Annotated in this window: 18 protein-coding genes; 14 read left to right on the top strand and 4 right to left on the bottom strand. The window is 60.1% G+C overall.

Annotated features, from left to right (window positions below; translation table 11 throughout):
• Positions 1 to 75: 75 nt before the first annotated feature.
• Positions 76 to 888, bottom strand: a complete 813-nt coding sequence (gene xthA, locus ACZ0A4_RS12965; RefSeq protein WP_463575025.1) for an exodeoxyribonuclease III — start codon at positions 886 to 888, stop codon at positions 76 to 78.
• A gap of 296 nt (positions 889 to 1,184) precedes the next feature.
• Between xthA and ACZ0A4_RS12960 the strand changes: the two genes are divergently transcribed.
• The 8 genes from ACZ0A4_RS12960 (at position 1,185) to ACZ0A4_RS12925 (ending at position 13,761) form a co-directional block, all read left to right on the top strand.
• Positions 1,185 to 1,835, top strand: coding sequence for a GNAT family N-acetyltransferase (locus tag ACZ0A4_RS12960; protein ID WP_108225630.1), 651 nt, complete (start codon positions 1,185 to 1,187; stop codon positions 1,833 to 1,835).
• Between the two features lie 66 nt (positions 1,836 to 1,901).
• On the top strand, positions 1,902 to 3,629 hold the full coding sequence (locus ACZ0A4_RS12955) for an autotransporter assembly complex protein TamA (RefSeq protein ID WP_463575024.1): 1,728 nt from the start codon (positions 1,902 to 1,904) through the stop codon (positions 3,627 to 3,629).
• Positions 3,626 to 7,300 carry a translocation/assembly module TamB domain-containing protein gene (locus ACZ0A4_RS12950; protein ID WP_463575023.1) on the top strand — a complete coding sequence of 1,225 codons (3,675 nt, stop codon included), beginning with the start codon at positions 3,626 to 3,628 and terminating at the stop codon, positions 7,298 to 7,300. Before ACZ0A4_RS12955 ends, ACZ0A4_RS12950 begins: the two co-directional genes overlap by 4 nt.
• Before the next feature lie 118 nt (positions 7,301 to 7,418).
• A complete protein-coding gene (locus ACZ0A4_RS12945) occupies positions 7,419 to 8,738 on the top strand; it encodes a hypothetical protein (protein ID WP_463575022.1) in 1,320 nt (439 codons plus the stop codon).
• Between the two features lie 253 nt (positions 8,739 to 8,991).
• Entirely contained in the window at positions 8,992 to 9,474 is a 483-nt protein-coding gene (locus ACZ0A4_RS12940; protein WP_463575020.1) for a MarR family winged helix-turn-helix transcriptional regulator, read from the top strand.
• A complete protein-coding gene (locus tag ACZ0A4_RS12935) occupies positions 9,464 to 10,933 on the top strand; it encodes an efflux transporter outer membrane subunit (RefSeq protein ID WP_463575019.1) in 1,470 nt (489 codons plus the stop codon). The genes ACZ0A4_RS12940 and ACZ0A4_RS12935 overlap by 11 nt, the downstream gene beginning before the upstream one ends.
• A gap of 15 nt (positions 10,934 to 10,948) precedes the next feature.
• A complete protein-coding gene (locus tag ACZ0A4_RS12930) occupies positions 10,949 to 12,151 on the top strand; it encodes an HlyD family secretion protein (protein WP_463575018.1) in 1,203 nt (400 codons plus the stop codon).
• Positions 12,152 to 12,231: 80 nt separating this feature from the next.
• Positions 12,232 to 13,761, top strand: a complete 1,530-nt coding sequence (locus ACZ0A4_RS12925; RefSeq protein ID WP_016986555.1) for a DHA2 family efflux MFS transporter permease subunit — start codon at positions 12,232 to 12,234, stop codon at positions 13,759 to 13,761.
• A gap of 194 nt (positions 13,762 to 13,955) precedes the next feature.
• Here the strand turns inward: ACZ0A4_RS12925 and lpxH are convergent, their stop codons facing one another.
• Positions 13,956 to 14,702: a UDP-2,3-diacylglucosamine diphosphatase gene (lpxH, locus tag ACZ0A4_RS12920; protein WP_463575017.1), complete on the bottom strand. Its 747-nt coding sequence runs from the start codon at positions 14,700 to 14,702 to the stop codon at positions 13,956 to 13,958.
• Positions 14,699 to 15,205 (bottom strand): peptidylprolyl isomerase, encoded by a 507-nt coding sequence (locus tag ACZ0A4_RS12915; RefSeq protein ID WP_123450822.1) that lies wholly within the window; start codon positions 15,203 to 15,205, stop codon positions 14,699 to 14,701. Before ACZ0A4_RS12915 ends, lpxH begins: the two co-directional genes overlap by 4 nt.
• Before the next feature lie 265 nt (positions 15,206 to 15,470).
• On the opposite strand from ACZ0A4_RS12915, the gene ACZ0A4_RS12910 reads away from it, so the two are divergent.
• From ACZ0A4_RS12910 to ACZ0A4_RS12900, 3 genes are all read left to right on the top strand, one after another.
• The gene (locus ACZ0A4_RS12910) at positions 15,471 to 17,168 is read left to right on the top strand and encodes a glutamine--tRNA ligase/YqeY domain fusion protein (protein ID WP_463575016.1); all 1,698 of its coding nucleotides are present in this window, start codon (positions 15,471 to 15,473) and stop codon (positions 17,166 to 17,168) included.
• 22 nt (positions 17,169 to 17,190) lie between these two features.
• Positions 17,191 to 18,573, top strand: a complete 1,383-nt coding sequence (gene cysS / locus ACZ0A4_RS12905; protein WP_463575015.1) for a cysteine--tRNA ligase — start codon at positions 17,191 to 17,193, stop codon at positions 18,571 to 18,573.
• Positions 18,574 to 18,948: 375 nt separating this feature from the next.
• On the top strand, positions 18,949 to 20,166 hold the full coding sequence (locus ACZ0A4_RS12900) for an MFS transporter (RefSeq protein ID WP_463575014.1): 1,218 nt from the start codon (positions 18,949 to 18,951) through the stop codon (positions 20,164 to 20,166).
• 174 nt (positions 20,167 to 20,340) lie between these two features.
• On the opposite strand, the gene ACZ0A4_RS12895 is transcribed toward ACZ0A4_RS12900, so the two are convergent.
• Positions 20,341 to 22,179 carry a sigma-54-dependent Fis family transcriptional regulator gene (locus ACZ0A4_RS12895; protein ID WP_463575013.1) on the bottom strand — a complete coding sequence of 613 codons (1,839 nt, stop codon included), beginning with the start codon at positions 22,177 to 22,179 and terminating at the stop codon, positions 20,341 to 20,343.
• Positions 22,180 to 22,549: 370 nt separating this feature from the next.
• Between ACZ0A4_RS12895 and ACZ0A4_RS12890 the strand changes: the two genes are divergently transcribed.
• From ACZ0A4_RS12890 to ACZ0A4_RS12880, 3 genes are read left to right on the top strand one after another with little or no spacing between them, the layout of a single operon-like run.
• A complete protein-coding gene (locus ACZ0A4_RS12890; RefSeq protein WP_064117772.1) occupies positions 22,550 to 23,644 on the top strand; it encodes an ABC transporter ATP-binding protein in 1,095 nt (364 codons plus the stop codon).
• Positions 23,644 to 24,753, top strand: a complete 1,110-nt coding sequence (locus ACZ0A4_RS12885; RefSeq protein ID WP_463575012.1) for an ABC transporter ATP-binding protein — start codon at positions 23,644 to 23,646, stop codon at positions 24,751 to 24,753. Before ACZ0A4_RS12890 ends, ACZ0A4_RS12885 begins: the two co-directional genes overlap by 1 nt.
• Positions 24,750 to 25,616: a carbohydrate ABC transporter permease gene (locus ACZ0A4_RS12880; RefSeq protein WP_007912484.1), complete on the top strand. Its 867-nt coding sequence runs from the start codon at positions 24,750 to 24,752 to the stop codon at positions 25,614 to 25,616. The genes ACZ0A4_RS12885 and ACZ0A4_RS12880 overlap by 4 nt, the downstream gene beginning before the upstream one ends.
• Positions 25,617 to 25,623: the final 7 nt, after the last annotated feature.

The raw sequence follows: 25,623 nt of genomic DNA, 5'->3' as shown, positions 1-25,623 counted from the left end.
AACATATCTGGTGACTGACACACCGCATTCGCGAGCAAGCTCGCTCCCACAAGGGGGGGGCAGGCGATTCGAAGATCAGCTGAGCTCAAGCCAGATCGGCGCATGGTCGGAAGGTTTTTCCATCCCGCGCAATTCATAATCCACACCGGCGGCCTTCACCCGTGGCAACAAACCATGAGAGGCCAGAATCACGTCAATGCGCAGGCCACGCTTCGGCTCATCCTCAAACCCACGGCTGCGGTAGTCGAACCAGCTGAACATGTCGGTCACGTCCGGGTTCAGGTGACGATAGCTGTCGGTCAAACCCCAATTCTTCAGGCGTGCCATCCACTCGCGCTCTTCCGGCAGGAAGCTGCATTTGCCGGTTTTCAGCCAGCGCTTCATGTTGTCCGGGCCGATGCCGATGTCGCAGTCTTCCGGGGAAATATTCACATCGCCCATCACCACCACGGGCTGTTCATTGTGGAACTGGCTTTCCAGCAGCGCTTGCAGATCGCTGTAGAAACGCTGCTTGGCCGGGAATTTGGTCGGGTGGTCACGGCTTTCACCCTGCGGGAAGTAGCCGTTCATGATGGTCACCGGCACGCCATTGGCGTCGGCGAAGGTGCCCCAGATAAAGCGGCGCTGGGCGTCTTCTTCATCGGTGGCGAAACCTTTATGGATGGCGATGGGTTCCCGGCGCGAGAGCATCGCCACGCCGTAATGGCCTTTCTGGCCGTGGAAGTACACGTGGTAGCCGAGGGCGCGGACTTCTTCCAGCGGGAACTGGTCGTCGTGAACCTTGGTTTCCTGCAGGCCGATGACGTCCGGCTGGTGTTTTTCGATCAGCGCTGCCAGCTGATGCGGACGGGCACGCAGTCCGTTGATGTTGAAGGAAACGATCTTCATGGTCGGCAGTCCTGGCAAAAGGGCGATGCTAGCTGACATGTGGGATGGGGGCCAGTGTGGGAGAAATCATTTTGGCCTGTGGGATTTGTGCTGCCAGTGCCGGCCTCTTCGCGAGCAAGCTCGCTCCCACAGGGGAATGCGTTCCAAATGTGGGAGCGAGCTTGCTCGCGAAGGCGGCCGCCTGGTCGATGAAGATCCCGAGTTGGTCTATACCTGTGGGGAACCACGCCACCCGTAAAAGGTTCGTACCAACAAGAGCGCCGCCATCTGAACGCGCCCCGGGGAGAATCACCGTCATGCCTGAAACCCAGACCGCCATCGCCGACATTCACATGCTCGACCGTGGCTACTCGCGTGAAGCGCGCTCCTTGCTGTATCAGGCCTATCGCCACGAGCCGACCTTCGGCTACCTGTTCGAAGCCGAGCGGCCCGGTTACGAGCAACGCGTGCGCGCCACCGTACGTGAGCTGGTCAAACAACACTTCCTTCAGGATCTGCCTGCCATCGGCCTGCTGGTCAACGATCGCTTGATCGGCATCGCCCTGATCGCGCCGCCGCAGCGCCGTTTGGGCATCACCGAAAGTTGGGCATGGCGTTTGCGCATGGTGCTCAGCACCGGTTTTCGCTGCACCCGCCGCTATCTGGAATACCACGATGCCGTTTCCGCCTGCGTGCCGACCGATTCGGTGCACATGCTGCCGCTGCTGGGCATTCATCCACAATTTCAAGGCAAACATTTCGGCGAACAACTGCTGACGGCCGTACACAACTGGTGCGCGGTCGATGAAACTTCGCAAGGTGTTGTGCTCGACACCGGCAACCCGCGCTACCTGGAATTCTATAAAAGGCAGGGTTACGAAGAGATCGGCGAAGTTGCTGTCGGGCCGGTGCGCGAACACGTTTTTTTTCACGCCAATCCGCAGGTGTTACAAACTGCAACAGCATGACAATCGAACTTCTTGGGAAATTTCCTGTTCTATCACGCTCCCAAGCCCGTGATAGCATCCGCGCCTATGAAGTTTCCAGGAAGATTTACCAGTGGCGTGCTCATGCTGTTAACCAGCTGCGCGGCGCTGGCGCAAAGTGAATTGGATGTGCGGATCAAACCGTCCAACGATGAACTCAAGGCCAATATAGAAGGCTATATCGGCAGCCTCGGCGATCGTGACGAAGAAGCTCTGCAGCGCTTCAGTCGCGGTGCCGAAGAGCAGGCGCGCAAAGCGGCTCAGGCGCTGGGCTACTACCAGCCGCAGATCGAAAGTGATGTCAAGGGCGGCGACAAACCGCGTCTGGTGCTGAACATCGATCCCGGCGAGCCGATTCGCCTGCGCAACGTCACCATCCGTGTCGACGGCCCGGCTGCCTCCCTCAAATCCTTTCGTGTACCGAAAAGCGACGTGCTGAAATCCGGTGCTGTGCTCAATCATGGGCGTTATGAAGACGCCAAACGACTTATTCAGAATCAGGCCTCGCGCTTCGGTTTCTTCAGTGGCCATTTCACCAGTCAAAAACTCATGGTCGACCCGCGTGCCGGGGTGGCCGATGTTGAGCTGATCTACGAAAGCGGCCCGCGTTATGGGCTGGGCAAGGTCACATTCGAAGGCGACACGCCGTTCGACGAAGACCTGCTGCAACGCATGGTGCCGTTCAAGGAAGGCGAGCCGTATGACTCCGAGCTGATCGCCGAACTCAATCGCGATCTGCAATCAAGCGGTTATTTCGAAGGTGTGCGCGTCGATGCTGCACCGACCGCCGCAAAAAACGACGTGATCCCGGTGGAAGTCAAACTCGACACGCGCAAGCCACGGACCATGGGCCTGGGCCTCGGTTATTCGACCGACGTCGGCCCACGCATCAAGGCCAACTGGACGCGCCATTGGGTCAACCCGCAAGGCGACAGCTATGGCTGGGAAGCCGAGCTCTCGGCGCCACGGCAAAACGTCGGGCTGTTCTACGACATCCCGCTCGACCCGCCGCTGACCGACAAATTGCGTTGGGCCGGCGGCTATCAGTTCGAAGACATCGACGGTTCCGACACGCTCAGCAAATTGCTGACTTTCGGCCCGGAATGGCACAGCAAATTACCGAGCGGCTGGCAGCGGGTGATCTCGCTGAAATGGCAGCGCGAAGAATATGAACTCGGCGATGACTCCGGCCTGAGTACCTTGCTGATGCCCGGCATCAGTTACTCGTACCTGAAAAGCGACAACCGCATCGACCCGCATAACGGCTATCGGCTGAGCTTCGAAAGCAAAGTGGCGAAGGAAGGTCTGGGTTCGGACAACAACCTTCTGTATGGCACGGCGCTGGTCAAAGGCCTGACCACGGTATTCGACAAACACCGTTTCCTCGGTCGTGTACAGGTCGGCGGCAGCGCCACCAATGGTTATAACTCGATTCCGCCGTCGCTGCGCTTCTTTGCCGGTGGCGATCAGAGCGTGCGCGGTTACGACTATCAGAGTCTGTCGCCGAAAAACTCCGACGGTGACCGAATCGGCGGGCGCTACATGGTCGCCGGCAGCGTCGAGTACCAATACTCGATCGCCGAGAAATGGCGCGTGGCGACCTTCGTCGACCAGGGCAACTCTTTCAATAAACTCGAACTGCCGAACCTCAAGACCGGGGTCGGTATTGGTGTGCGCTGGGTCTCGCCGGTCGGGCCGATCCGCCTCGACCTGGCCCACGCACTCGACGACGATGGCGGCATCCGGCTGCACTTTTCCATGGGGCCTGAGCTGTGAAGCGTGGTTTGAAAATGACGGCGCTGGCGGTGTTGGCGCTGCTGTTGTTGATTGTATTGAGTGTCACCGCCGTACTCGGCACGGCGGCCGGCAGCCGCTGGGTGCTGGGCCTCGTGCCGGGGCTGACGGTAGACAATTTTCAGGGTCGCCTCGGCGGGCAATGGAGCGCCGATCATCTGGTGTGGCAGCAGGACAGCAGCCGCGTCGAGCTGAACAAGGCAATCTTCGCCTGGTCACCCCTGTGTCTGACGCGCATGACCCTGTGCATCGAACAGCTCAAGGCTGATCAGGTCATTCTGCAATTCCCGCCGAGCGAAGAGACGACCGAAAGCGGCCCGATCAAACTGCCGGATCTGCAATTGCCGGTGGCCATCGAGCTGGGCGACGTGCAGGTCGGCAGCCTGCTGTTCAACGGTAGCGAGCAGCTCAAGGGCCTGCAACTGGCAGCGCACTGGACTGCTCAGGGCATGCAGATCGACAGCGTTAAATTGCAGCGCGACGACCTCAGCCTGAACCTGTCCGGAACACTCACGCCGACCGCCAACTGGCCGCTGAACATTGCCGGTGACCTGACTCTGCCGTCTCCGGGCGCAGGTCCGTGGACGCTGGCGTTGAAAATCGACGGCGACCTGTTGAAAACCCTCAACCTGCATGCCGACAGCCGTGGCTACCTCGAGGGCCAGTTGAGCGGCGAGTTGCAACCGCTCGCGGAAAACCTGCCAGCCAAGGTGCGCATCACTTCCGACGCGTTCAAACCGAGCGCCGACCTGCCGGACACCCTGCAACTCAATCAATTGCTGTTGACCGGTGAAGGCGACCTGAAAAATGGTTACCAGCTCAACGGCAACGCCACGCTACCCGCCGACAAAGGCCCGGTGGCGCTGCTGCTCAAAGGCAAAGTCGACGCCAGCGGCGCGCAGATTGCCGGCCTCGACCTGACGGCCAACGATAAACAAAGCCTCAAACTCACCGGCAGCGTCGACTGGAGCAAAGGCCTCAGCGCGCAAGCCAATATAAACTGGCAGGATTTCCCGTGGCATCGGCTCTACAACGAAATCGACGAACCTGAGGTCGCTTTGCGTACCTTCACCGGCGAAGTCTCCTACACCGACGGCCAATACCTCGGCAACTTCGCCGCCGCACTGGATGGTCCGGCGGGCGCGTTTACGTTGAGCAGTCCGTTCAGCGGCAGCCTTAAACAGATCGCCTTGCCGCAACTGAAAATGGAAGCCGGGCAGGGCAAGGCTGAAGGTCACGTCAACGTACAGTTCGCCGACGGCGTCGCCTGGGACACGGCGCTGGAGTTGTCGGCGCTCAACCCGGCGTACTGGGTCGCTGAATTGCCTGGCACCCTGGCCGGGCCGCTAAAGAGCAAGGGCGAAATGAAGAACGAACGCCTGAGCCTCACCGCCGACCTCGACTTGAAAGGCAAACTGCGCGGGCAACCGGCGATCCTCCAGGCCAAGGCTGACGGCGCTGGCGAACAGTGGAACCTCAACGCGCTGCAAATCCGCCTCGGCGACAACAGCATCAACGGCAAGGGCAGCCTGCAACAGAAGCTCACCGGGCAGATCGACATCAAGCTGTCGCGTCTGGCCCAGCTCTGGCCGCAACTGCGCGGGCAGGTCAACGGTCAGGTCAATGTGGCCGGTACGTTGAAAGCGCCGCAGGGCAAACTCGACCTGCAAGGTTCGCAACTGGCGTTCCAGGACAATCGCCTGCAAAGCCTCAACCTCGACGCCACCCTCGACAGTGCACAGCGGGCGAAGATCGATCTGAAAGGCAGCGGCATTCAGGCTGGTGACACCAACCTGGGCGTGTTGACCGCCAGCGCTCAAGGCGACATCAAGAACCAGAAACTCAACCTCGATCTGATCGGGCCGAAACTGAAACTGGCCCTTGGTCTGGACGGCAATCTCGACAAAGGCAACTGGCGCGGTCGATTGGCCAGTGGCGACATTCAGGCCGGTGGCCAGGACTGGAAACTGCAAAACCCGGCCAAACTCGAACGTCTCGCCGACGGCAAAATCAACTTCGGCGCGCATTGCTGGATGTCCGGCAATGCCAGCCTGTGCGGTGAAGACCAACGGCTGATGCCGGAGCCGAAACTGCGCTACCACCTCAAGCAATTCCCGATTGAAAGTCTGGCGCAATGGCTGCCGAAAGACTTCGCCTGGAAGGGCAAGCTCAACGCCGACCTGCAACTTGATCTGCCGGCCAGCGGCCCGAACGGCGTGGTCAGCATCGACGCCAGCGGCGGCACCATGCGCATGAAGGAAAAGGATCAGTGGCTGGACTTCCCGTACCAGACCCTGAAACTCACCAGCAAACTCACACCGAAGCGCGTCGACACCGAACTCAATTTCGTCGGCGGCAAACTCGGCGAACTGATGGTGCAGGCGCAGCTCAATCCGCTGCCGAAAAACAAACCGCTGAGCGGCTCGTTCCGTCTCAGTGGGTTGGACCTATCGGTCGCGCGGCCATTTGTGCCGATGGTTGAAAAACTCACCGGACGCCTGAATGGCAGCGGGACGATTTCCGGCGGACTGCTGGCACCGTTGGTCAACGGCACCGTGCAACTCAGCGACGGCGAAGTGTCCGGCGCCGAGTTGCCGATGGAGCTGCAGAACCTGCAACTCACCGCCCTGATTGCCGGCGAGTCGGTGCGCCTCGACGGCGGCTGGAAAAGCGGCAAGAGCGGTCAGGGCAGCCTCAACGGCAACGTTGCCTGGGGGCAGGCGTTGGTGGTCGATCTGGCGTTGAAGGGCACGCAGTTGCCGGTCACCGTCGAGCCGTATGCCAAGCTGGAAGTGGCGCCGGATCTGAAGATCTCCATGGCAGACGAGGAGCTGAAAATCGCTGGCAAAGTGCACGTCCCCAAAGGCGAAATCACCGTGCGTGAACTGCCGCCGTCAACGGTAAAAGTCTCCGATGACACGATCATCGTCGGTGCGCAGACCGAAGAGGGCAAACCGCCGCTTGCAATGAAAATGGACATCGACGTGGTGGTCGGCGAAGACAAACTGGCCTTCGCCGGTTTTGGCCTGACCGCCAACGTGCAAGGTCATGTGCACATCGGCGACAACATGGATACTCGCGGCGAACTGTGGCTTAACGACGGCCGCTACAGTGCTTACGGCCAGCGCCTGTCAGTACGGCGTGCGCGTTTGCTGTTTGCCGGCCCTATCGATCAGCCGTATCTGGACATCGAAGCGATTCGCCAGACCGACGACGTGATCGCCGGTATTCGCCTCAGTGGCAGCGCCGAACAGCCGACCACGCAGATATTCTCCGAGCCGGCGATGAGTCAGGAGCAGGCGCTCTCCTATCTGGTACTCGGTCGGCCGTTGAGCACCAACGGCGAAGACAACAACATGCTCGCGCAAGCGGCATTGGGGCTGGGCTTGATGGGCAGTTCGGGAGTCACCAGCAGTCTGGCCAAGGACCTGGGGATTCAGGACTTCCAGCTCGATACGGCAGGCAGCGGCGATGCCACCAGTGTGGTGGCCAGCGGCAATATTACCGAGAAGCTCAGTTTGCGTTATGGCGTGGGCGTGTTTGAACCGGCCAGCACCATTGCGCTGCGTTACAAGCTGAGCAAGAAGGTCTATGTCGAGGCCGCCAGTGGTGTGGCGAGTTCGCTGGATATTTTCTACAAGCGTGATTTCTAACGCGCGTTTCCCCTGGCCGGGTCGCATCGCTGCGATCCGGCTTTTGCAGAATGGATTAGACTCACCGCAACTAGAAAGCTGCGCGGTTGGCGGCTACCCGAAGAGCACGGGGAAGCATATGGTCCGCTTGAGTATGGTCTTGCTCGGTCACGAATTCGTCCGCAAGCGTTGGTCCGCGCTGGCGCTGACGGGCATTGTCTGGGGCGCGGCCGGTGTGGGCATCTTCATTGATGCGCTGGACGGCGTTTTGTATTTTCCGCTGCATCTCTTCGGCTATCTGTTGTTGCTCGAAGCGCTGATCCTGCTGCTGGTGCCGGCACCACAAGCCGGGACCGCTGCGGCCCTGCGCAGAGCGCGAGGGCTGGCTTTTCTCTTGCTGGGACTGCTTATCGTCGACCGGCAACATGCTGCCGGGCTGATTCTGGCGGTGCTGTTTGGCGGGGCTTTCATCATTGATGGGGTCTTCAGGCTGGCGGCGGCGCTGGTGGTGCGCTTTGTCGGCTGGCAAGTGTCGCTGCTCGCGGGGTTGTTCGAAATCGGCTTTGGCGTGTTTATCCTCGAGCCGTATCCGACGCTCTATAAAGGCACGGTGCCGTTTTGCATCGGCATGAGCCTCTTTCTCACCGGTTGCGCCTTGTTGCGGCAAGCGGTGCGCTTCAAAAACCAACCGCCGCTGACAAGCCCTTTGTCAGTCAATGCGCCGGCGAGCAGCGACGCGTTGGTGATTCATGTCTGGACCCCCAGCGGCACCGTGGATGACACCCTGGTGCGCAATCGCCTGCTCAACCGCTACATCGCAGCCGTCGACATCAACGGCGTTATCTCCGCCGGCCATGTGGCACTGGAATGCGGCCCGGACATCTACATCAGCCATTACCCGCAGGACGACATTGATCGTTCGGCAGGGGATTTCGTGCGCTTGCTGCGGGCGACGCCGAACAACGATGTTGCCGGCAGGTTTTTGCCCAACTATGCGGGCGAAGTGGCTGACTGGTGTCCGTCCTCGGTGCAGGTCAGTTTTGCCCACTACGACGCCCGGCGCCTGCATGCGTTCTGGACGGAGTATCGGCAGAACAGTACGTACAACCTCACCAGCCGCAACTGTTCCAGCGCCGTCGCCCATAGCCTCGAAGCGGCGCTGGAAGGGGCGATGAACCGGGGGCATTCGAGCATGCTGGATTTCGCCCGAGTCATTATCAGCCCCGAGTTCTGGGTCGCCGCGCAAGTGCGCAAGCGCGCCGAAGTGATGGCCTGGACGCCCGGGCTGGTCCTCGACTATGCGCGGGCATTGCATGCTGCGATCGAGCCGGCACCGGCGGGCTGGCACAGTATTTATGCGGTGAGCAAACGCGCCTTTGGGTATGTGGCGACTGCCTTGCGCGGGCGCGAGGTGCATCCCGTTCAGCCGCCATCTGTGCATTCTTCCGACGATTCCTGACCGGCTTCACACCGAGTCGCTCCAATCGCTGGCAAGCCAGCTCCACAGGTTTCTCTGGCGTACATGAATATTGTGTACGAAACGGACCCTGTGGGAGCTGGCTTGCCAGCGAAGGCGTCCGCCTGTGCGACACAAAAACCAACTCCACTGGTCAACTAATTACCAAGCCTCCTAACTATTCCATTGACATTCGCTGCCTAGGCAGTAACATCTCGACATACATTCACTGCCTAGGCAGTTATTAGGTGAGCAAATGAAGCATTTCACCCCGGACGAATTCAAACATTGCCATCTCGGCCTGTTGCTTGGCCGTGCGGCGCTGCTCAAGGACCGGATCATCGACACGCACATGGAACCCCACGGCATCACCGCCGCGCAGTTCAAGGTGTTGATCATCATGGCCCAGTACGGCGTCGATACCCCGGCCGAGCTGTGCCGGCATCTTTCGCTCGACAGCGGTTCGATGACGCGCATGCTCGATCGTCTGGAGCAGAAAGGCTTTCTGGCTCGCCACCGCAGCGAAGGCGATCGTCGTCAGGTGCAGTTGAAACTGACCGAGCAAGGCCAGCAACTGGCCGATCGCCTGCCGTACATCGGCGCCGACGCCATGAATGAACTGGCCGGCGCCGTCACTCCGGACGAGTTGAAGACCCTGGAATACATCCTCAAGAAAATCCTGCTGGCAGCCGGTGACCCGATCACTATCCAGCGGTTAGGTGAACACAATGAGCGGTAAAACCTTGCGCAGCAGCCTGACCCTGGTGCTGTCGGCGATGATCCTCGCCGGTTGCGCCAACTACAGTGGCCTCGACACTGCGGCCGCGAGCCTTGATGCGAAAAGCCTGAAAGTCGGCCAATCCCTCAACGGCGTGGCCCTGTCGCCGGCCGCGTGGCCGAAAAGCGACTGGTGGACCAGCCTCGGCGATCCGCAACTCGACGGTTTGATCCGCGAAGCCCTGCACGACAGCCCGGACATGCAAATCGCCGAAGCCCGCGCCCATCAAGCCAGCGCCGCCGCGTATGCCGCCGACGCCGCCCGTTATCCGACCCTCGACGCCAGCGCCGGCATCAGCCGTTCGCGCCTGGCCAAGGATCAGGACCCGTTGGGGCAGGGCGATGCCTACGCCACCGTGCGTAACGTCAGCGCCGGTTTCAATTACAACTTCGACCTCTGGGGCGGCCAGCGTGATGCCTGGGAAGCCGCACTCGGTCAGGCCCGCGCGGCTGAAGTCGATCGTCAGGCTGCACAACTGACCCTCGCCGCTGACGTCGCTCGTGCCTATAGCGATCTCGGCCAGGCGCACATCGTTTATGACCTGGCCAACGACGATCTGAAGCGCACCAAGCAGATGCTCGACTTGAGCCAGCGTCGCCTCAGCTCCGGGATCGACAGTCAGTACCAGTTCCAGCAAACGCAAAGTCTGGAAGCCAGTTCCGAAGCCAGTCTGATCGATGCGGAAAAACGCCTGAACAGCGCCAAAATCGCCTTGGCCGTGCTGCTCGGCAAAGGCCCGGATCGCGGCAACGAAATCGCCCGACCGAAAGTCCTGCAAGCGAGTGCAGTGGCTGTGCCGTCGGTATTGCCGGCGGAACTGCTCGGTCGTCGCCCGGATCTGGTTGCTGCGCGTTGGCGCGTCGAAGCGGCGAGCAAAGACATCGACTCGGCGAAAACGCAGTTCTACCCCAACTTGAACCTCACGGCCTCGGCCGGTGCCGAATCTTTGTTGGGTGACGCGATGTTCGGCTCGGCCAGTCGCTTCTTCAACATTGCCCCGACCATCTCGGTGCCGATCTTCGACGGCGGACGCCTGCGCGCCAACCTCGATGCGCGCGACGCCGATTACGATCTGGCGGTGGCGCAGTACAACAAAAGCCTGGTGAAAGCACTGGGCGATGTCAGCGACACGATCAACCAGTTGCGAGACATCGGTCGGCAGATCGGTGCGCAGCAGCACGCCACCGACATTGCTCAGGATTCTTACAACACCGTCGTCCAGCGTTACGGTTCCGGCATCGGCAACTACCTGGACGTGCTCAGCATCGAGCAGCAATTACTGCAGGCCCAGCGTCAACTGGCCACCCTCAATGCCGAGCAGATCGACCTGTCGATTCAACTGATGCAAGCGCTGGGCGGCGGCTTCCAGGGTGACACCCTGACCGCAGCCAACGCCAGCCCAGCCACGCCGCACAACTAATTCAAGGTAATTGTCATGGCCACTGCCGAAAACACCCAAGCTCAAGGCAACACCCCGGACACCGGCAACCCGCGCAAGCGCAAAGTCATGCTGTTGGTGCTGGCCGTTGTGGTTGCACTCGCCTGCGCCGGCGTCTGGGCGTATCACGAATTCATCGGGCGCTTTAACGAAAGCACCGACGACGCCTACGTCAATGGCAACGTTGTGGAAATCACCCCGCTGGTCACCGGCACCGTGGTCAGCATCGGTGCTGACGATGGTGATCTGGTTCACGAAGGTCAGGTGCTGATCAACTTCGACCCCAACGACGCCGAAGTCGGCCTGCAAAGTGCGCAAGCGAAACTGGCGCGCACCGTGCGTCAGGTTCGCGGCTTGTACAGCAATGTCGACGGCATGAAAGCCCAGGTCAACGCGCAACAGGCCGAAGTGCAGAAAGCCCAGGACAACTACAACCGCCGGAAAAACCTCGCGCAGGGCGGGGCGATTTCCCAGGAAGAACTGTCCCACGCTCGTGACGACCTGACCTCGGCGCAAAACGCTCTGGCCAACGCCAGGCAGCAATTGAAAACCACCAGCGCGCTGGTTGATGACACCGTGGTGTCGTCGCATCCGGACGTGATGTCCGCCGCCGCCGATCTGCGTCAGGCCTACCTGACCAATGCCCGCAGCACCTTGATCGCGCCGGTCACCGGTTACGTCGCCAAACGCACCGTGCAACTCGGTCAGCGTGTGCAACCGGGCACCGCGTTGATGGCGGTGATTCCGCTGGATCAGCTGTGGATCGACGCCAACTTCAAGGAAACCCAACTGCGTGACATGCGCATCGGTCAGCCGGTCGATATCGAATCCGACATCTACGGTAGCGACGTGAAGTACAGCGGCACTGTCGACAGCCTCGGTGCGGGTACCGGTAGCGCGTTTGCCCTGTTGCCAGCGCAGAACGCCACCGGTAACTGGATCAAGATCGTGCAGCGTGTACCAGTGCGTATCCACATCAACGCTGAAGAACTGGCCAAGCATCCACTGCGCGTCGGCCTGTCGACCAATGTTGAAGTGAACCTGCACGACCAGAGCGGCCCGGTATTGGCACAGCAGCCTCCACAAAAGGCTTCGTTCAGCACCAACGTCTACGACCGCCAACTGGCCGAAGCCGACGCGATGATTGCGCAGCTGATCCACGACAACAGCGCTGCGGTGAGCAAAACCGCGCAACGCTGAGATCACACCTGACCCTGTGGGAGCGAGCAGGCTCGCTCCCACAAAGGGCACGGCGTCAACCCGGTTTCATAGGATTCACAATGAGCAATAACGCCTCTTTCACGCCGCCCAGCCTGTTGCTCAGCACCATCGGCCTGTCGCTGGCGACGTTCATGCAAGTGCTCGACACCACCATCGCCAACGTGGCGCTGCCGACGATTTCCGGCAACCTCGGGGTGAGTTCGGAGCAGGGCACTTGGGTGATCACTTCGTTCGCCGTGAGCAACGCAATTGCGTTGCCGCTGACCGGTTGGCTCAGCCGCCGTTTTGGTGAGGTGAAGCTGTTTCTCTGGGCCACGATTTTGTTTGTACTGGCCTCGTTTCTCTGCGGTATCTCCACATCGATGCCGGAACTGATCGGCTTCCGCGTGCTGCAAGGTCTGGTCGCCGGGCCGCTGTACCCGATGACGCAAACCCTGTTGATCGCGGTCTATCCGCCCGCCAGGCGCGGCATGGCCCTGGCGTTACTGGCGATGGTCACGGTGGTCGCGCCGATTGCCGGGCCGATTCTCGGTGGCTGGATTACCGACAGTTATAGCTGGCCATGGATCTTCTTCATCAACGTGCCGATTGGCATCTTTGCGGTGATGGTGGTGCGCTCGCAACTGGCCAAACGTCCGGTGGAAACCAGCCGTCAGCCGATGGATTACGTCGGTCTGATCACGTTGATCATTGGCGTCGGGGCGTTGCAGGTGATCCTGGACAAGGGCAATGACCTGGATTGGTTCGAGTCGAACTTCATCATCATCGGCGCGGCGATTTCGGTGATTGCGCTGGCGGTGTTTGTTATCTGGGAAATGACCGACCAGCACCCGGTGGTTAACCTGCGGCTGTTCGCGTACCGCAACTTTCGCATCGGCACGCTGGTGCTGGTGCTGGGTTACGCCGGGTTCTTCGGCATCAACCTGATCCTGCCGCAATGGTTGCAAACGCAGATGGGCTACACCGCGACCTGGGCCGGTCTGGCCGTGGCGCCGATCGGCATTCTGCCGGTGCTGCTGTCGCCGTTTGTCGGCAAGTACGCGAACAAGTTCGACCTGCGCTTGCTGGCCGGGCTGGCGTTTCTGGCGATTGGCTTGAGTTGCTTCATGCGCGCTGGATTCACCAATGAAGTCGACTTCCAGCACATCGCGCTGGTGCAGCTGTTCATGGGTATTGGTGTGGCGCTGTTCTTCATGCCGACCCTGAGCATCCTGATGTCGGACCTGCCGCCGAGCCAGATTGCCGATGGTGCCGGTCTTGCGACGTTCCTGCGGACGTTGGGCGGTAGTTTTGCGGCGTCGCTGACCACGTGGATCTGGATTCGCCGGGCCGATCAGCATCATGCGTATATGAGTGAAAGCATCAGTACCTTTGAACCGGCGACTCGCGAGACCTTGAATCATTTGGGCGGGGCGAGCCAATCGGCTTATGCGCAGATGGATCAGATCCTCACCAGCCAGGCGTACATGCTCTCCACCGTGGATTACTTCACGCTGTTGGGCTGGGGGTTTATGGGGTTGATTCTGATTGTGTGGCTGGCGAAACCGCCGTTTGCCGCCAAGGCAGGGCCGGCGGCTTCCGGGCACTGAGGTCAAGAGCCCCTCACCCTAACCCTCTCCCAGAGGGAGAGGGGACTGACCGAGTTGATTGTTTGAGGTACACCGACTTGCGATACCGAGTCGAACTCAGGTTTTGAACTGCATGCGGTCAGCTCCCTTTCCCCTTCGCCCCCTTGGGGGCGGTCCGACGTTTCGGGAGGGCTGGGGTGAGGGGGTAGCGATCCTCAGCCGTGCGGCAAAGCCAGCGGCGGGGCGAAGTCGAACGGCGCCAAGGCGTACCCGCTCTCATCCACCTGCAACGCCCAACCCTGACGATCCCAATCCCCCAGCACAATCCGCTTCGCCGCTTGCTCACCAAGCTGCAACTTATGGATCGCCGGGCGGTGGGTGTGCCCGTGGATCAGGGTTTTCACGCCAAATGCCTGCATGATCCGCGGCACTTCCTCCGGCGTGACATCAACAATGTCATTGGCCTTCATCCGTGTCTGTGCCTTGCTCTCGCTGCGCAGTTTGCGCGCCAGTTTGTGGCGGCTGCTCAGCGGCAGGTTACGCAGGATAAACAGCGTGATCGGGTTACGCAGATAACGCCGCAGCTTCATATAGCCGACGTCGCGGGTGCAGAGGCTGTCGCCGTGCATCAACAGCACCTGCTCGCCGTAAAACTGCACGACACTCGGGTCCTTCAACAACGTACAGCCGGCCTGCTTGCAGAAGGCCTTGCCGAGCATGAAGTCGCGATTGCCGTGCATCAGAAAGATCGCCGTGCCGCTGTCGCTCAATTCGCGCAGGGCCTGGCAGATGGAACGCTGGAAGGGCGTCATGGCGTCGTCGCCAATCCACGCTTCGAAGAAGTCGCCGAGAATGTACAACGCACTCGCCGAGCGGGCGCGTCCGGCGAGCAAATCCAGAAACGCCCGGGTAATGTCCGGGCGCTCCTCTTCCAGATGCAAGTCTGAAATCAGCAATATCACGCTTCGATGATCTCGGCTTTCTCGATGATCACGTCGTCTGCTGGTACGTCCTGGTGGCCGGCCTTGGAAGTGGTCGCCACGCCTTCGATCTTGTCGACAACTTCGGTGCCTGCAACGACTTTACCGAACACTGCATAACCCCAGCCCTGAGCAGTCTTGGCGGTGTGGTTGAGGAAACTGTTGTTGGTGGCGTTGATGAAGAACTGCGCCGATGCCGAATGCGGGTCCATGGTGCGAGCCATGGCCAGGGTGTACTTCTCGTTCTTCAGGCCGTTGTCAGCTTCGTTCTGGATGCTGGCGCGCTTGTCTTTCTTTTCCTGCATGCCAGGCTGGAAACCACCGCCCTGGATCATGAAACCTTTGATCACACGGTGGAAAACCACGTTCTCGTAGTGACCGGCCTTAACATATTCGAGAAAGTTGGCAACGGTGATTGGCGCTTTTTCCGCGTCCAGTTCGATGACGATGTCGCCATGATTGGTTGTCAGTTTGACTTGAGTCATGATCGGTGCTCTTTTTCAATGAAGCGTTTTATAAGGAATTCGTGGTTCTGGGACATTCAGCCCCACAACCGGTTCAGCCTGCATCGGCCAAGGTGCGCAGTTTAGCGTGACAGGCGCGAATTTCGAGGTTGTTTTTCAATTCCCGGCGATTAAATGCGCTCCTTTATAGGCCGTGCTCTGTCAGGGCCTTGACAGCATCGGCTATGATAGCGGCTTTGTTTTGTCTGGCCCCTCTGCGGCCGCGCACCTGTAAGTCAAGGATCCTATGAGCAAGCCCACTGTCGACCCTACCTCGAATGCCAAGTCCGGCCCTGCCGTGCCGGTCAATTTCCTGCGGCCGATCATCCAGGCAGACCTGGACTCGGGCAAGCACACGCAGATCGTCACCCGTTTCCCGCCCGAGCCCAACGGCTACCTGCACATCGGCCACGCCAAGTCGATCTGCGTGAACTTCGGCCTGGCCCAGGAGTTCGGCGGCGTCACGCACCTGCGTTTCGACGACACCAACCCGGCCAAGGAAGACCAGGAATACATCGACGCGATCGAAGCCGACGTCAAATGGCTGGGCTTTGAGTGGTCCGGCGAAGTGCGCTACGCCTCCCAGTATTTCGACCAGTTGCACGACTGGGCCGTCGAGCTGATCAAGGCCGGCAAAGCCTACGTCGACGACCTGACCCCGGAGCAAGCCAAGGAATACCGTGGCAGCCTGACCGAGCCGGGCAAGAACAGCCCGTTCCGCGACCGTTCCGTCGAAGAGAACCTCGACTGGTTCGCCCGCATGCGTGCCGGCGAGTTCGCCGATGGCGCTCGCGTGCTGCGTGCCAAGATCGACATGGCCTCGCCGAACATGAACCTGCGCGACCCGATCATGTATCGCATCCGTCACGCGCATCACCACCAGACCGGTGACAAGTGGTGCATCTACCCGAACTACGACTTCACCCACGGTCAGTCCGACGCTATCGAAGGCATCACCCACTCGATCTGCACCCTCGAGTTCGAAAGCCATCGTCCGCTGTACGAGTGGTTCCTCGACGCGTTGCCAGTGCCGGCGCACCCGCGTCAGTATGAGTTCAGCCGTCTGAACCTCAACTACACCATCACCAGCAAGCGCAAGCTCAAGCAACTGGTCGATGAAAAACACGTGCATGGCTGGGACGATCCGCGCATGTCCACGCTGTCGGGCTTCCGCCGCCGTGGCTACACGCCAAAATCGATCCGCAACTTCTGCGAAATGGTCGGCACCAACCGTTCCGACGGCGTGGTTGACTTCGGCATGCTCGAATTCAGCATTCGTGACGACCTCGATCACACCGCGCCGCGCGCCATGTGCGTGCTGCGTCCGCTGAAAGTCGTCATCACCAACTACCCGGAAGGTCAGGTCGAAAACCTCGAATTGCCGCGCCACCCGAAAGAAGACATGGGCGTACGCGCCTTGCCATTCGCCCGGGAAATCTACATCGACCGTGACGACTTCATGGAAGAGCCGCCGAAGGGCTACAAGCGCCTGGAGCCGGCCGGTGAAGTGCGTCTGCGCGGCAGCTACGTGATCCGTGCCGACGAAGCGATCAAGGACGCCGATGGCAACATCGTCGAACTGCGTTGCTCCTACGACCCGGAAACCCTCGGCAAAAACCCGGAAGGCCGCAAGGTCAAAGGCGTGATCCACTGGGTGCCGGCTGCGGCCAGCGTCGAGTGCGAAGTGCGTCTGTACGATCGTCTGTTCCGTTCGGCCAACCCAGAGAAGGCTGAAGACAGCGCGAGTTTCCTCGACAACATCAACCCTGATTCGCTGCAGGTACTCACCGGTTGTCGTGCGGAGCCATCGCTTGGCAATGCACAGCCGGAAGACCGTTTCCAGTTCGAGCGCGAAGGCTACTTCGTCGCTGATTTGAAGGACTCGAAACCAGGTCAGCCGGTATTCAACCGTACCGTGACCCTGCGTGATTCGTGGGGCCAGTGATTTCGCGTCAAGGAAATTAAAAGTGCTGACGATTTACAACACGCTCACCAAGAGCAAAGAAGTCTTCAAACCGCTGGATGGCAACAATGTGCGCATGTATGTCTGCGGGATGACCGTGTACGACTACTGCCACATTGGCCACGGCCGCAGCATGGTCGCGTTCGACCTGGTGACTCGCTGGTTGCGGTTCAGCGGTTATAACCTGACGTATGTGCGCAACATCACCGACATCGAAGACAAGATCATCAATCGTGCCCGCGAAAACGGCGAGCCATACGACGCGCTGACCGAGCGCATGATCACCGCGATGCACGAGGACGAGGCGCGCCTCAATATCCTCAAGCCGGACATGGAGCCGCGTGCCACCGATCATATTCCGGGCATGCTGAGCATGATCCAGACGCTGATCGACAAAGGTTACGCCTACGCTCCGGGCAATGGTGACGTGTACTACCGCGTCGCCAAGTTCATGGGCTACGGCAAGCTGTCGCGCAAGAGAATCGAAGACCTGCGCATCGGCGCCCGCATCGAAGTCGACGAAGCCAAACAGGATCCGCTGGACTTCGTCCTGTGGAAAGCCACCAAGCCGGGCGAGCCGAGCTGGGAATCGCCGTGGGGCGCCGGACGTCCGGGCTGGCACATCGAGTGCTCGGTGATGTCCACCTGCTGCCTCGGCGAGACCTTCGACATTCATGGCGGCGGCAGCGACCTCGAGTTCCCGCACCACGAAAACGAAATCGCCCAGAGCGAAGCGGCCACCGGCAAGACCTACGCCAACGCGTGGATGCATTGCGGCATGATTCGCATCAATGGCGAGAAGATGTCCAAGTCCTTGAACAACTTCTTCACCATTCGCGACGTGCTGGAAAAGTACCACCCGGAGGTCGTGCGTTATCTGCTGGTGTCGAGCCACTACCGCAGCGCGATCAACTACTCCGAAGACAACCTCAAGGACGCCAAAGGCGCGCTCGAGCGTTTCTACCACGCGTTGAAAGGCCTGCCGAACGTTGCACCGGCGGGCGGCGAAGCTTTCGTCGAGCGTTTCACCACGGTGATGAACGACGACTTCGGCACGCCAGAAGCCTGCGCAGTGCTGTTCGAGATGGTGCGTGAGATCAACCGTCTGCGTGAGAGCGATCTCGATGCGGCGGCGGGTCTGGCGGCACGTCTGAAAGAGCTGGCGAGCGTGCTGGGTGTGTTGCAGTTGGAGGCCGATGACTTCCTGCAGGCGGGCGCCGAAGGGCGTGTCGATGCGGCTGAAGTCGATGCGCTGATTGCGGCGCGTCTGGCAGCACGTGCGGGTAAGGATTGGGCTGAGTCAGATCGTATCCGTGATCAGCTGACGGCGATGGGCGTTGTGCTGGAAGACGGCAAGGGTGGGACTACCTGGCGTCTGGCTGACTGACCGAACCTGCTCGGTGTGATGATCGTTCCCACGCGGAGCGTGGGAACGATCAGAACAAAACCCGCCTTGTGCGGGTTTTTGTTTGGGCGCAAGAAAAGCCCCTCACCCTAACCCTCCCGAAACGTCGGACCGCCCGTAGGGAGAGGGGACTGAATGGGGGATGCTCAAGAGATACGCCGACTTGAAAGTTTTTCTCCGAATCCATAATCGACTCGGTCTTTCAGGTCGATGTACGACGCCAGACACCTCGGTCAGCCCCCTCTCTCTCCGGGAGAGGGCTGGGGTGAGGGTTGCTTTTGACGTTCGCGTAGGTCTTGATGTCGGCAACGCGCTCCGCCGGATGCTGAGCGGTGACGATCATGTAAGGGAAACACCATGGCTAACCACTATCGCGAACTGCTGACAACCCCCGGCGCCACCGGGTTAGTGCTCGCGAGTTCTATCGCCCGCTTGCCACAGGCAATGATCGGCATCGGCATCATCACCATGCTGGTGCAGCAAACCGGGGTTTACTGGCTGGCCGGCGCCGTCGCCGGGACATTCACCCTGGCCAATGCGCTGCTCGGCCCGCACATCTCGAGACTGGTCGATCAACATGGCCAGAGTCGCGTACTGCCCATCGTCACCGCGTTCAGCATTGCCATGCTGCTGGCGCTGATCACCGCCGTCTACTTGCGCGCACCTGCCGCACTGCTGTTTGTTCTGGCGGCATTGGCGGGAACGATGCCGAGCATGCCGTCGATGATCCGCGCGCGATGGACGCAGTTGTTCCGGGGCAAGCCGCAGTTACACACGGCGTTCTCGCTGGACACGGTGTTGACCGAACTCGCTTACATCATCGGCCCGCCCCTGGCGATCGGTTTGAGCGTGAGTTTTTTTGCCGAAGCCGGGCCGCTTGTTGCGGTCGGGCTGCTGGCCGTCGGGGTCACGGCGTTTCTGCTACAACGCCAGACTGAGCCGAAGGTTGTCGTCGGCCACGCCAGCCATAACGGCTCAACTCTGCTGATTCCCGGCGTGCGCACCATAGTTCTGGCGCTGTTGGCGATGGGTGTCATTGGTGGAGCAATCGACGTCGCCGTCGTGGCCTTCGCCAATGCGCAAGGCTGGCCAGCATCCGCAACCTTTATCCTTGCCGCCTATGCGTTCGGTTCACTGGTGGCAGGCCTGACCTTCGGTGCGATGAGGGTTTCCCTGGCGATCGAAAAACAGTTCCTGATCGGAATATTGGTCACGGCGTTCACCGGCGTGTTGCCGATTTTTGCAGCGGACGTTTATGTCCTGTCAGCGACGCTGTTTATTGCCGGGATTTCGTTTGCGCCAACGATGGTCGTGGTGATGAAGCTGGGGACGATCATCATCCCGCCGTCGCGGATCACCGAAGGGCTGACGTGGATGACCACGGGTATCAGCATCGGTGTCGCGCTGGGCGGCATGCTGGCGGGGCTGGTTATCGATGCCTGGGGCGCACGGGCAGGGTTCGGCGTGGCGATTGGCGCGGGGATCATGATGGTGGTGGTGGTGCTGGTCGGGTTGCGCACATTGGAGGCGGCTTCGGTTGCGCATGTTGAGCCGCAATTTTCGCCCTCACCCTAGCCCTCTCCCGCAGGAGAAGGGACTGATTGAGGGATGTTTACGAGATACGCCGACCTGAACGTGCTGCTTTGAATCCATAATCGACTGGTTTTTTCAGGTCGATGTACAACGCCAGACACCGCGGTCAGCTCCCTCTCCTGGGGGAGAGGGCCGGGGTGAGGGGAAGGGGTTCACTCAACCCTCAATCTGCCGCAACCGCTTATAAAGCGTATTCCGACTCACCCCCAACCGCCGCGCCAAATGCGAAATATTCCCCCCGGCCGCCTTCAACTCCCGGTTCAAGGCCTCGACATCATTCAGATCCAGCCCCAACGGCGCCACGCTCTCCACCGGCTCCATCTCCAGATCGACAAAAAAATCATCCGGCAAATGCTCCAGCCTCACCGGCTGCTCCTCAGCCATCGCCAGCGCCACCTGCATCACACTGCTGACTTGCCGTAAATTCCCCGGCCACGGATGCCTTTCAAACAACGCCAACACTTCCTGACTCAGCCCGGCCCACTGCGTCGGCTCGCGATGTTGTTCCCACAACCGTTTGAACAATGCCTCTTTATCACTGCGCTCCCGCAGCGGCGGCAGTTCCAGCGTCAGCCCACCAATGCGGTAATACAAATCCTCACGAAACCGCCCCAACTGCACTTGTTCGCGCAAGGAACGGTTGGTCGCCGAAATAATCCGCAGATCTACCGGGAATAACTCGCTACTGCCCACCGGTTGCACACAGCGCTCCTGCAAAACCCGCAACAACCGCGCCTGAGTCGGCAACGGCATATCACCAATCTCATCAAGGAACAGCGTGCCTTTGTCTGCTTTGCGAATCAGGCCGATGCTGCCTTTCTGATTGGCACCGGTGAATGCGCCTTTCTCGTAGCCAAATAACTCGGATTCCACCAGTTCGGCGGGGATCGCCGCGCAGTTGACGGCGATAAACGCCTGTTTGCTGCGCGAACTGGCCTGATGCAGGGCTTTGACGAAGACCTCTTTACCGACCCCGGTTTCGCCATGGATCAGCAGCGGAATGTCTTTCTCCAGCAAACGCTCAGCCTGACGCACGGCTTTTTCCACGCGGCTGTCGCCGAAGTGCAGGGTGTTGAGGCTGATGGCGGTGGGCGCGGCGGTTTTGGGTTCAGCAGCGAAAACGCGCGGCTGAATCGATGCCTGCTTCGGCCGCTTCAACAAACACTGAAAACGGTTGCGCCCGGAGGTCTGCAGGGCAAACGGCAAGCCGTCCGGTTGATTGATCAGCTCCAGCAGCGATACCTTGAACAGGCTTTCAACGCTGACCCGCGACAAACGCACACCCAGCAAATTGTCAGCCCGACGGTTGGCCGACAACACCTGCCCACTCTCATCAAAAATCAACAACCCGGCCCACTGACTGTCGAGGTTGTTCAACCCGGTGTTGAAGGTCAGTTGAAAATGCTGGCCATGGAACAGGTTGAGGATCAGCCGGTTCTCCACGGTCTGGCTCATCATCTTGACCATGCCCAAAGTGTGCGAGGGCGGCAGGTAGCTGTCGCTGGAAACGTCGAGCACGGCAATGACCTTGCGCTCGGCGTCGAAAATCGGCGCGGCGGAACCGGTCATGAAACGGTTGGCCTTGAGAAAGTGTTCATCGTGTTCAATGTGCACCGCCTGCTCACAGGCCAGCGCCGTGCCGATCGCGTTGGTGCCGCTGCAGCGCTCCATCCAGCTCGCCCCAGCTTGAAAGCCGCGTGCCAGATTCGGCTCGATAAAGCGCTGCGTGCCCCACGAGGTCAGCACCTGGCCCTGATTGTCAGCGAGCATGATCAGGCAGTTGGAATTGCTGAGGATGTTTTCGTAGTAGGGCAGGACTTCCTGATGCGTGGTCTGCACCAGCGAATGATGGCTGTCGAGCAGATGGGCGATGCCGGCGGCAGGCAGTTGATCGAAGGCCGGCGTGCTCTGGTGGTCGAGACCGAACGCGCGGCAACGTTGCCAGGATGTCTGGACGATCGCGTCGTGGGACAGCGGCGGGGCAGGTGCGGCCATGGCAGTGGGCCTCTGATGCAGCGATTTTTATTGTTGTTATAAACCCAAATCCTGAGAACAACACAGATCAAGTGTGGGAGCGAGCTTGCTCGCGAAGGCTGAGTATCAGTCACCGAATAGGTTGAATGACACACTGCATTCGCGAGCAAGCTCGCTCCCACAGGACCCGGTATTCACCGAAATGAGTTCATAGAGTGTTGTTCACTATTGTTCATTGTCAATCGCCCACCTGTTCAAATGTGTTCAGCAATGAACGCTCAATTCCCACGCTTTCAACGATTTTCACGATAAATCAACCACTTGCCGTTTCTGGCACGAAACTCGCTCCCGTGCACAGGTCGCTTGACTCCAATAATAAAAAGGCCGAGCCATGTCACTCACCCTGGAGCACGTCAGCCGTACCGTCGAGGGCCAGACCTGGATCGACGATGCGTGCCTGAAATTCGAAGCCGGTTCCTTCAACGTTTTGCTCGGCCGTACGCTGTCCGGCAAAACCAGCCTGATGCGCTTGATGGCTGGTCTGGACAAGCCCGACAGCGGCCGCATCCTGATGAACGGTGTCGACGTCACCCAACGCCCGGTGCGCCTGCGCAACGTGTCGATGGTCTATCAGCAGTTCATCAACTACCCGACCATGACCGTGTTCGAGAACATCGCCTCGCCGCTGAGACAGGCCGGTGTGTCGAAAGAGATCATCCATAGCAAAGTGCAAGAAACCGCGAAGATGCTGCGCATCGAGAAGTTTCTGCAGCGCTATCCGCTGGAACTCTCCGGCGGCCAACAGCAGCGCACCGCCATGGCCCGCGCATTGGTCAAAGACGCCGAGCTGATTCTGTTCGATGAGCCGCTGGTCAACCTCGACTACAAACTGCGCGAAGAACTGCGTCAGGAAATGCGCGAGCTGTTCAAGGCGCGTCACACCATCGCCATTTACGCCACCACCGAACCCAACGAAGCGCTGGCACTCGGCGGCACCACGACCATTCTTCACGAAGGCCGGGTGATTCAGAGCGGGCCGTCGACTTCGGTCTATCATCAGCCGCAAACCGTGCTCGCTGCCGAACTGTTCTCCGAACCGCCGATCAATCTGATGCCCGGTCGCATCGCCGGCAACGAGGTCAGTTTTGCCAATTTTGTGCACTTCCCGTTGAACGTTGATCTGCGTCCGGTGGGCGAGGGCGAGTTCCGTTTTGGCGTGCGCCCCAGCCACATCTCGCTGGTGCCGAGCAACGATGACGACCTCGAACTGGCGGTCACCGTCGAAGTCGCCGAGATCAGCGGTTCGGAAACCTTCCTGCACGTGCGCAACGAGCATTTCCTGCTGGTGCTGCACCTGCCAGGCGTTCACGAATACGACGTCGATGCGCCGATCCGCATTTACATCCCGACCCACAAACTGTTCGTTTTCGATGCGCAGGGCCGTCTGGTGCAAGCACCGGGCCGGCGCGTCGCGAGGGTTGCCTGATGGCCGAAATCCGTTTGCAGCACCTCGCCCACAGCTACAGCAAAACTCCGAGCGGCGCCGAGGATTACGCGATCCGCGAGATGGATCACGTCTGGGAGCAGGGCGGCGCCTATGCCTTGCTCGGGCCGTCGGGTTGCGGCAAGTCGACCTTGCTCAACATCATTTCCGGCCTGCTCAGCCCCTCGCAGGGCCACGTGTTGTTCGACGGCAAAGCGGTCAACGACCTGACGCCGGAGAAGCGCAACATCGCCCAGGTTTTCCAGTTTCCGGTGGTGTACGACACTATGACTGTGTTCGACAACCTGGCTTTCCCCCTGCGCAATCAGGGCATGGCCGAGGCGAAAGTGCACAGCAAGGTGCAGGAAATTGCCGAAGTGCTCGACCTGCAAAACCTGCTGAGCAAAAAGGCGCGAAACCTCACCGCCGACGAAAAGCAGAAAGTTTCGATGGGCCGTGGTCTGGTCCGCGATGACGTCTCGGCAATCCTCTTCGATGAACCGCTGACGGTGATCGACCCGCACCTGAAGTGGAAACTGCGGCGCAAGCTCAAGCAGATCCACGAGCAGTTCAACATCACCATGGTCTACGTCACCCACGATCAACTCGAGGCCTCGACCTTCGCCGACAAGATTGCGGTGATGTACGGCGGCCAGATCGTCCAGTTCGGCACGCCACGGGAATTGTTCGAGCGGCCAAGCCACACCTTTGTCGGCTATTTCATCGGCAGCCCCGGGATGAACCTGATCGACGTGCAGCCGCAGCCCGGCGGCGTCGGTTTCGCCTCGACGCACCTGCCGTTGTCCGACGCCATGCAGCGACATATCGAACACGGCCAGTGGAAAAATCTGAAGGTCGGCATCCGTCCCGAGTTTATTCACGTGTGGGACGAGCCGTTTGATGACGCGATGCAGGCCAGGGTCGTACACGTCGAAGACCTTGGCACCTACAAGATCATGACCCTCGACCTTGACGGTGCCCCGTTGAAAGTGCGGCTGGCCGAAGACAAACCGGTGCCGCAGGGCACGGCGTACATCAGTTTTCCGGCGCAGTGGCTGATGGTTTATGCCGATGAGTTTCTGATCGAAGCCGACGATGAGGTGCAGCCATGAACAAGGTGCAGAACAACAAGGCCTGGTGGCTGGTGTTGCCGGTGTTTCTGCTGGTGGCGTTCAGTGCGGTGATCCCGATGATGACCGTGGTCAACTATTCGGTGCAGGACATCTTCGACCAGTCCAGCCGCTACTTCGTCGGTGCTGACTGGTACAAGCAAGTGCTCCTCGATCCGCGTCTGCACGATTCATTGCTACGCCAGTTCATCTACTCGGCCTGCGTATTGCTGATTGAAATTCCGCTGGGTATCGCCGTCGCGCTGACCATGCCAACCAAAGGTCGCTGGTCGTCGGTGGTGCTGATCATTCTGGCGATTCCGCTGCTGATCCCGTGGAACGTGGTCGGCACCATCTGGCAGATTTTCGGCCGCGCGGACATTGGTTTGCTGGGGTCGAGCCTCAACGCCATGGGCATCAGTTACAACTACGCGGCCAACACCATGGACGCCTGGGTGACGGTGCTGGTGATGGACGTCTGGCATTGGACTTCGCTGGTGGCGCTGCTGTGCTTCTCCGGTTTGCGCGCGATTCCCGATGTGTACTACCAGGCTGCGCGCATTGATCGGGCTTCGGCCTGGGCGGTGTTCCGCCATATCCAATTGCCCAAACTGAAGAGCGTGCTGCTGATCGCAGTGATGCTGCGCTTCATGGACAGTTTCATGATCTACACCGAGCCGTTCGTGCTCACCGGCGGCGGGCCGGGCAATGCCACGACCTTCTTGAGTCAGACCTTGACCCAGATGGCCGTAGGGCAATTCGACCTCGGTCCGGCAGCGGCGTTTTCGCTGGTGTACTTCCTGATCATCCTGTTGGTGTCCTGGCTGTTCTACACCGCCATGACGCACTCCGACGCCAACCGCTGAGGCCCGG

The organism is Pseudomonas sp. AC172 (assembly GCF_979258595.1).
The sequence above is the reverse complement of the archived record's forward strand: the minus strand, read 5'-3'. Positions and strand labels throughout refer to the sequence as shown.

What these genes read in the sequence shown, in the direction of transcription:
- ACZ0A4_RS12955 (WP_463575024.1), top strand. Translation starts at nt 1,902, where the DNA reads ATGAAGTTTCCAGGAAGATTTACCAGTGGCGTGCTCATGCTGTTAACC.
- ACZ0A4_RS12935 (WP_463575019.1), top strand. Translation starts at nt 9,464, where the DNA reads ATGAGCGGTAAAACCTTGCGCAGCAGCCTGACCCTGGTGCTGTCGGCG.
- ACZ0A4_RS12890 (WP_064117772.1), top strand. Translation starts at nt 22,550, where the DNA reads ATGTCACTCACCCTGGAGCACGTCAGCCGTACCGTCGAGGGCCAGACC.
- ACZ0A4_RS12885 (WP_463575012.1), top strand. Translation starts at nt 23,644, where the DNA reads ATGGCCGAAATCCGTTTGCAGCACCTCGCCCACAGCTACAGCAAAACT.
- ACZ0A4_RS12895 (WP_463575013.1), bottom strand. Translation starts at nt 22,179, where the DNA reads ATGGCCGCACCTGCCCCGCCGCTGTCCCACGACGCGATCGTCCAGACA.
- ACZ0A4_RS12900 (WP_463575014.1), top strand. Translation starts at nt 18,949, where the DNA reads ATGGCTAACCACTATCGCGAACTGCTGACAACCCCCGGCGCCACCGGG.
- ACZ0A4_RS12925 (WP_016986555.1), top strand. Translation starts at nt 12,232, where the DNA reads ATGAGCAATAACGCCTCTTTCACGCCGCCCAGCCTGTTGCTCAGCACC.
- ACZ0A4_RS12915 (WP_123450822.1), bottom strand. Translation starts at nt 15,205, where the DNA reads ATGACTCAAGTCAAACTGACAACCAATCATGGCGACATCGTCATCGAA.
- ACZ0A4_RS12930 (WP_463575018.1), top strand. Translation starts at nt 10,949, where the DNA reads ATGGCCACTGCCGAAAACACCCAAGCTCAAGGCAACACCCCGGACACC.
- ACZ0A4_RS12960 (WP_108225630.1), top strand. Translation starts at nt 1,185, where the DNA reads ATGCCTGAAACCCAGACCGCCATCGCCGACATTCACATGCTCGACCGT.
- xthA (WP_463575025.1), bottom strand. Translation starts at nt 888, where the DNA reads ATGAAGATCGTTTCCTTCAACATCAACGGACTGCGTGCCCGTCCGCAT.
- ACZ0A4_RS12910 (WP_463575016.1), top strand. Translation starts at nt 15,471, where the DNA reads ATGAGCAAGCCCACTGTCGACCCTACCTCGAATGCCAAGTCCGGCCCT.
- ACZ0A4_RS12945 (WP_463575022.1), top strand. Translation starts at nt 7,419, where the DNA reads ATGGTCCGCTTGAGTATGGTCTTGCTCGGTCACGAATTCGTCCGCAAG.
- ACZ0A4_RS12880 (WP_007912484.1), top strand. Translation starts at nt 24,750, where the DNA reads ATGAACAAGGTGCAGAACAACAAGGCCTGGTGGCTGGTGTTGCCGGTG.
- ACZ0A4_RS12940 (WP_463575020.1), top strand. Translation starts at nt 8,992, where the DNA reads ATGAAGCATTTCACCCCGGACGAATTCAAACATTGCCATCTCGGCCTG.